The organism is Methanoregula sp. (assembly GCF_002835825.1).
In the GTDB taxonomy this organism is placed as follows: domain Archaea; phylum Halobacteriota; class Methanomicrobia; order Methanomicrobiales; family Methanospirillaceae; genus Methanoregula.
In genome coordinates this window covers 1-7699 of record NZ_PIZH01000070.1, presented here as the reverse complement: position 1 = coordinate 7699, position 7699 = coordinate 1, and the positions used below count along the sequence as shown (strand labels likewise).

Below are 7699 nucleotides of genomic sequence, written 5' to 3'. Positions count from 1 at the left end.
AGAATCCTGATGGATTCTTCTCATTTCTCGGGTTTGATAACCCTCGAAACTTCGAATTCTCGAAGGTCATCTGACCTGAGAGAGGAGAAGAACTCATCAGAGTTCTTCGACCCCTTGCTCATGAAAAAAATGGTATATTCTTTTTTGCGTCTTGGGACTGATGTTATCTTCATAGAATTTACAATCATTTTCTCATAGAAGGGACTTGAAAGCCCATTATTCACCGTATTTCCGGATTCAGCTAACCACGGGGATCCCAATAATTCATCTGCACGTGCAGCGAACTGATGGAGAATAAAAACGATTCTTCTGCTGTGAATGGCAGGAGAACGTACCGTGCTGAAGACAATTCCTTTATGATTCCGAAGAGAAAACAAAAACAGATACCATGCACATCAATCTCCACCTCCATTCTGCACGGATCCAACCAGGTGATCCATAATGCGCCACAAACAATTCCTCCTGCTCATCCTTATCCTCACTGCCGGGCTCCTTGCTCTGCCCATTTCCGCTGCGGAAACTGGAGCTCCCGCACCGGGCTACATAACGGTCACGAATCCTCCGGTTGCTGATTTTTTCTCCAGCACAAGGTTTGGGCCGGCGCCACTTACCGTGAGTTTTGCTGATACCTCACGCGGCTTATCGCCCATGGAGTACTTCTGGGACTTTGGCGATGGCGCAACCTCCGAACGCCAGAACCCGACGCACACGTATACCGCTGATGGCGACTATACCGTACGGCTGACTGTCACGAATATCTACGGATCTGATACACGGGTTGAACCTGCATTTATCAGGATCGGGAACCCCCCGGTTGCCGGTTTTTCAGCATCTCCGGTTGAGGGGACGGTCCCGTTAACCATATCGTTCTCGGATGCCTCGCTGAACCGGCCCGGTGCGTGGCAATGGGAATTTGGCGACGGTGCAACATCAGGGGAACAGGCACCAGTGCATACCTATACAGAACCCGGCACGTACACGGTCCGGCTGAGAGTATCCAATGCGTTTGGCAGCGACACCCTGTCCCGGACAAACCTCATCAGCGCGGGAAACGTCGCGCCTGTCGAGCCGGTCGCGGACAGTGGTGAACCAGAGCGCAGCGAGGGGATCATCGGCCTGATCCAGGAGGCAAAAGGTCCGGCGGTAACAAACCTCCCGGCATCGGGATACATCCCGGCCCAGTTCATGGCGCTTGCCGCAGTCATCACGAGCATTGCGGTGCTCATCATCCAGCTTATCGTCACCAATATCAGCTTCATCTGGCAACTTCTCATCAAATTCCTGAAGTTCTTTGCAGAGCTTTTCGGCGAACATGCGGTTGAGAAACTGAGCGACAAGGAGATCGCTGCCCGGAAGCTTGCGGTCCGGAAGATGGAGCAGCGGTACTTCGGCCTCTCGGCAACGGAAGTCCTTGTCATTGAAGGCGCAGTCATCATCGTTGCGCTGGCGTTTATGCTCGCGGACCGTGCCGAACTCACCCTTGAGATGGTGCTCATTTACATTGCTGTTGGTGCCGTTTCGGTTGTGCTCCATGATTTTGCGCACCGGTATTTTGCAACAAAGCACGGGCAGGATGCGGACACCCGGTTCTGGGGCCTTGGGACGGTCATCATGTTCATCACGGCCTGGCTCTTTGGCAATGCATTCGGCGCATCGTACCGGAACCTCGTCAACAGGACAGATGATGAAGACCCGCGGACAATAGGGATTGAGATGATTGCCGGGCCGGTCGTCTCCATCATCCTCACGTTTGTCTTCCTGGCCATGGTGATGCTGGGCGGGGTCTTTGCAATCGCCGGGGGAATCGGCTTCACCATCAACCTCATCACCGCAGTCTACAGCCTGATGCCCATCGAGACCATGGACGGTCTTGCGATCTGGCGCTGGAACAAGACCCTCTACCTGGCGCTCTTCATCCCGCTCTTCGCATTCTACTGCGCGGTGTTTATGCTGATATAGACTATTTATGTATTGTTATCGCTGGTTTCAGACGGGATTTTTTGGACAATGTCCCCGGAAAAATGGTATAAATCCGCAGGATTACATACATTTACAGAAAAATACGACCAATTTTTGCTTTTTTTTCACAGGATAAAACCGAGTTGTATATCAGCCCCTGCGAGAAAATGTACACAGGAATAGCCTGGGGCATTGACTCATGCCAGGACATTTGCCTATGATTTCTGTCCTCTATGTGGATGATGAGGAAATACTCCTCGATATCGGCAAAACCTACCTTGAGCGGACAGGCCGGCTGAAAGTCGACATCACAACCTCCGTGTCCCATGCGCTCGAACTCCTCTCCTCCACCCACTACGATGTGATCGTCTCCGATTACCAGATGCCGGAGATGGACGGCATTGAATTTTTAAAGAACCTGCGCAGGCAGTTCCCGAAACTGCCGTTCATCATTTTTACCGGAAAAGGCCGGGAGGAAGTGGCGGTTGAGGCATTCGAGTACGGTGCGGACTTTTATATGCAGAAGGGCGGGGCTCCCAAACCCCAGTTCACCGAACTGGCGCGAAAGATCATCACCGCCCACGAGCACCGGCAGGGAGAGTTCCATATCTACCGGCTCAACCGTCTCTACTCCCTCTTAAGTGCAACCAACAAGGCCATTGTGCGGAACACAAAAGTGCCTGACCTGCTTGAGGAGATCTGCAGGATCTCGGTTGAGAGTGGCGGGTTCCGGATGGCATGGGCCGGTATCGCCGGCGGGTCCGATACCCTCGGCCCCATTGCCTCGTACGGGCACACGGACGGGTACCTGGAGAACCTGCCTGCGCTTCCCGGTGCGAACGCTTCCGAGAGCAGCCCGACGATAGCCGCATTCCGTTCCGGTAAGTGCACAATTTACAATTCGCTTGTCGAGGACCCGTACACGTATCCCTGGAAAGCCGAGGCGATCCGCCGGGGATACCAGGCCATCGCAGCAATTCCCTTTGCACGCGGTACGCAATACGCCGGCGCCCTCACGCTCTGCGCCCCCGAGACCGGGTTCTTTGACGACCAGATTGTCTCTCTCCTGGAAGAAATGGCCCATGACCTGACCTTTGCCCTCCGCGTCCGGGAAGACGATGAACGGAGAAAGCGGGCAGAGGCCGAACTGCACAAGACCAACGTTGACCTTGCGGCAGCATACGAACAGCTGACTGCACAGGAAGAGGAACTCAGGGCAAACTACGATGAACTGAAACGGGGCGAAGACGCCCTGCGCCAGAGCGAGGAGAAGTACCGCAGGATCGTCGAGACAGCGAATGAAGGGATCTGGGCGCTGGACAAGGACTTTACCATCTCTTTTATCAACCGGAAATTTGCCGAATTCCTCGGGTATTCCGAGCAGGAACTGATCGGGAAGAAGATTACGAGCCTCATGGGAGCGGAACACGCCCGGGATTACGGTGCGCGAAAAAAGAGCTGGAAAGAGGGGAAGTGCGAGCAGTTCGAATGCCGGTTTATCCGGAAAGACGGCAGCACCTGCTGGCTCCTTATCTCCGGCTCTCCTTCTGTGGACACAACCGGCAATTTCACCGGCTCGTTTGCCATGGTCACGGATATCAGCGGCCTTAAGGCAGCTGAGGATAGACTCGCGAGAAACGAGAAGAAGTTCCGCCACATCTTCGATGCCGCGCCTTACCTGATCATCTCGGTCAACCGGCAGGGCGTTATTGTTGACTGCAACCGGAAGATCCAGGACGTGCTGCAGTACGGCAAGAACGAGATTTTAGGGATGCCGTTTTACTCCCTCCTGCGTGGCGATGAACATGACACCGTGCGCGAACATTTCCGGCAGACCCTGACAACCGGTTCTGTGAAAAACCAGGCATTCAGGATGCAGAGAAAAGACAGGACGGAGATCGGTGTAAACATCAGTTCCAGCGGGTTAAAAGATCAGCACGGGACATTCTTCCGGATTGTCTGTATCATCGAGGATATCACGGAACTCCAGGAGATGCAGGATTCAATCCTCAGAAAGAACGAGGACCTGGCGGCATCCTTTGAAGAACTGACCGCAATCGAAGAGGAACTCCGCCATCATCATGAAATTCTGCTCGAAAACGAGGCGGCCCTCAAGGCAAGCGAGGAGAAATACCGCCGCATAGTCGAGACAGCAAACGAAGGCATCTGGATGCTTGATCCGGACTTCAACACCACGTTTGTCAACCGGAAGCTCACGGAGTTCCTTGGCTATAATGAAGAAGAAATTCTCGGGAAAAGCATCACCCGGTTCATGGGCGAAGAGCATGCACGAGACCATGCAATCCGCAGACAGAACAGGATGGCTGGCAGAAGCGAACAGTTCGAGTGCCGGTTTATCCGGAAAGACGGGAGTACCTGCTGGCTTCTCGTCTCCGGTTCCCCAATCTTTGACGATGCCGGGGTTTTTACCGGTTCGTTTGCCATGGTGACGGACATCAGCCGTCTCAAAGCAGCTGAAGAGAAACTGGCACGAAACGAGAAGAAGTTCCGGCACATCTTCGATGCTGCACCCTACCTGATCATCTCGGTCAACCGACAGGGCATCATTGTCGACTGCAATCGCAGGATGAACGACGTACTGCAGTACGACAAGAGCGAGATTATCGGAAAACCGTTTGCGTCCCTTGTCCATGGGGATTTTGCTGATACCGCAAAGGAGTATTTCCGGCAGGCGCTTACTACCGGCTCGTCCAGAAACCAGATCTACCGGATGCAAAAGAAGGACGGGACCAGCCTCGATGTCAGCGTCAGTGCAAGCGGACTCAAAGACCAGCACGGGACCTTCTTCCGTATTGTCTGCATTGTCGAAGACATTACCGAACTCAGGCAGATGCAGGAGTCGCTGCTCAGGAAAAATGAGGACCTGGCAGCGTCCTTTGAAGAACTGACGGCCATAGAAGAAGAACTCCGGCACCACCACGAGGAACTGTTACGAAACGAGGATGCCCTCAGGGCAAGCGAGGCCCGGTACCGGAATATTTTCGAAAATGCGATCCTGGGCATTTACCGGACTGCCCCGGATGGGAGCATTATCGAGATCAACCCGGCCTTTGCACGGATATTCGGCTACTCCTCTCCTGACGAGATGAAACGATCGGTTGAGTCCATGCGTGACCTGTATGCCAATCCAAAGGACCGGGACATTGTCACAGGACGGATTGCACAAGGCGAGGCGATCCGGGCAATGGATGTGGAGTTCATAAGAAAGGATGGGGAGCATATCTGGCTGACGATTAACGCCCGGGGGATACCCGGCGATCGCGGTGAGATCTCTACCCTTGAAGGGACAACCGAAGACATTACCGACCGGAGATTAGCCGAGAGCGGGCTTAAGACTGCCCATGCCAAGCTCCAGCTCCTCTCAAGCATCACCCGCCATGATATCCTCAACCAGCTGGGCGCACTCCGGGCTTATCATGATCTCGCCCAGGACGATGAGAGCGATCCGAAAAAGCTGGAGCTTATCAAAAAACAGATGAAAGTTGTCACCACCATTGAAGAACAGATCACCTTTACAAGGGATTACCAGACCATGGGCATGATAGCGCCGTCGTGGCAGAACATGAACGCACAACTCATCAAGTCCACACGGGGACTCGCCTTAAAGGACGTCCGGATCGAAGCAGAGCGGACAGATGTCGAGGTGCTGGCCGACCCGCTGCTGACAAAGGTCTTCTATAACCTTGTCGATAACTCCCTCCGCCACGGGGGCGAACATATGGACAGGATCCAGCTCTCGTTCCATGAGGCCGATGACTGTCTTACCTGCTTCTATGAAGACAATGGCCAGGGTGTCCCCCAGAAAGACAAGCCTCTTGTTTTTAACCGGGGCTTTGGGAAGAATACCGGCCTTGGGATGTTCCTTGCAAAAGAGATCCTTGCCATTACCGGGATGGCCATCCGGGAGATCGGGGAATACGGCAACGGTGCCCGGTTTGCCATAACCATCCCGAGAGGGGCGTACCGGTTTGTTGAGACCGCGGATACCCTTCCACAACAACTTAAGAAAAAAGCCTGATGCGAGGAGGTTTTCTGGTTTTTACCCAGATGCTTGAAGGGCTGGAACCAACAATGCGAAATCTGGAGTTCTATCTTCGCCGTTTAGAAAGAAAATGTCAAGCATAGGATAGCATATGAAAAATCCAGCACGCCATGTAACGAGAATACACTCGTGAGCGGTAATGCAGATCGATACAACGGAAAAAACCTAACCCCTGAGGTAACAACAGCGATATGGTGAAAACAGAAAAAATTACCGGAAATAAGAAACAGTTCCTTGACTTGTTGTTGCTGGCAGATGAGCAGGAAACCATGATTGACAGGTATCTGCCGAAGGGAGACTTGTTTGCCTTGTACGACGATGATTTGAAAAGTGTTTGCGTTGTCGTGCCGGTAAATAGCGAAACCTGTGAATTGAAAAACATAGCAACATACGAGAAATACCAGGGCAAAGGGTACGGGAGAGCATTGATACAGTTCATTTGTGATTTCTACAAAAACGCTTATAAAACAATGCTTGTCGGGACTGGCGAAACGCCGGCAATCCTGTCGTTTTATGAACAGTGTGGATTTGAAAAGGCATACCGGGTAAGGAATTTTTTTACCGACAATTACGACCACCCTATGTTTGAGGGCGACATACAACTTGTCGATATGATTTATCTTAAAAAGGATTTACAGGGACAACGGGGTTGTATTACAAACAAAATACAACGCTGAACAAATATTCACTACCGCCAATAGTGCCCACTCTCATTTTTTCCGGTGAATACCGTAAGGGAGTACTCCCCGTCATTCTGAAGATACGGGTCGTAGATGCCGTCAAGTCGTGTGGTCATCATCTCGATCCCGTTCTCCCGGAAAACCTGTTCCCATGTATTCAGCGGGAACAGGCCAAGTTCATGACGTTCGGTCTGGATGGAGAGCTCTTCCTTCTGCCGGATCAGGTAGACAAGCACGGCCTCATAGGTACCCGGGTTGTTCAGGCTCCGGTAATTATTCTCGAAGAGCGTCACATGAGTCCCGTCCCGTTCTCCGGTGTAGACGAAATTGTTGTTCCGGAACGTCTCCTCTGTTTTTCCAACAACCAGCAGTACGCCACCGGGCCGGAGATGCGTGACCGCAGTATGGATGGCCTGCCGGAGGTCGTCGATGGTAACCATGTAATCGATGCTGTCCGGAATAACGACGGCATCGAACCGACGGTTCAGCCGGATCGACCGCATATCGCCCTCAAGGTATCCGATATCGGGATGTGCTGCACGTGCCCTTGCGAGCATTCCCGGGCTGATATCGACACCGGTCACGGAAAAATACTGCCGGAAGATCCGGTCGTGACCCCCGGCGCCACACCCGAGATGCAACAGCGTGCCGGGGGGTTTTATCCCCTGCTGTTCCAGCAGGCCGATGTAACACCTCACTTCTTCTTCGTACTCCGCCGGGCCTGTAAGGTAATCGTCAACCCATGCGAGATCATTGTATGCAATCCAGCCCGGTGTCATATCGTTCCCCATGCCCGGTGGCGTTCGCCCTTCGCCGAGCAGGGTTCTCCACCAGAGATAATTCCCGGATGAACAAAAACCGATTGGTGGCACAGCCAGACACCCTGTTGGATGAAACAATCAGACAAAAATGACATCTTTGGGATACCAATAACCCAAAAACCTGATGCGAGGAGCCGGATTCGAACCGGCGAACCCCTGCGGGATTAGGCCCTGAA

At 53.0% G+C, this 7699-nt stretch carries 4 protein-coding genes; 3 read left to right on the top strand and 1 reads right to left on the bottom strand.

The features are described 5' to 3' along the window. The first annotated feature begins 441 nt into the window (after positions 1–441). From CW742_RS04135 to CW742_RS04125, 3 genes are all read left to right on the top strand, one after another. Complete coding sequence (locus CW742_RS04135) at positions 442–1959, top strand: PKD domain-containing protein (RefSeq protein ID WP_292416851.1); 1518 nt, start codon at positions 442–444, stop codon at positions 1957–1959. A gap of 217 nt (positions 1960–2176) precedes the next feature. After that, a complete protein-coding gene (locus CW742_RS04130) occupies positions 2177–5998 on the top strand; it encodes a PAS domain S-box protein (RefSeq protein ID WP_292416848.1) in 3822 nt (1273 codons plus the stop codon). A 215-nt stretch (positions 5999–6213) separates the two neighbouring features. After that, complete coding sequence (locus CW742_RS04125) at positions 6214–6699, top strand: N-acetyltransferase (protein ID WP_292416845.1); 486 nt, start codon at positions 6214–6216, stop codon at positions 6697–6699. An 11-nt stretch (positions 6700–6710) separates the two neighbouring features. Here CW742_RS04125 and CW742_RS04120 read toward each other — a convergent pair whose 3' ends face one another. Further along, positions 6711–7481, bottom strand: a complete 771-nt coding sequence (locus CW742_RS04120; RefSeq protein ID WP_292416843.1) for a trans-aconitate 2-methyltransferase — start codon at positions 7479–7481, stop codon at positions 6711–6713. Positions 7482–7699: the final 218 nt, after the last annotated feature.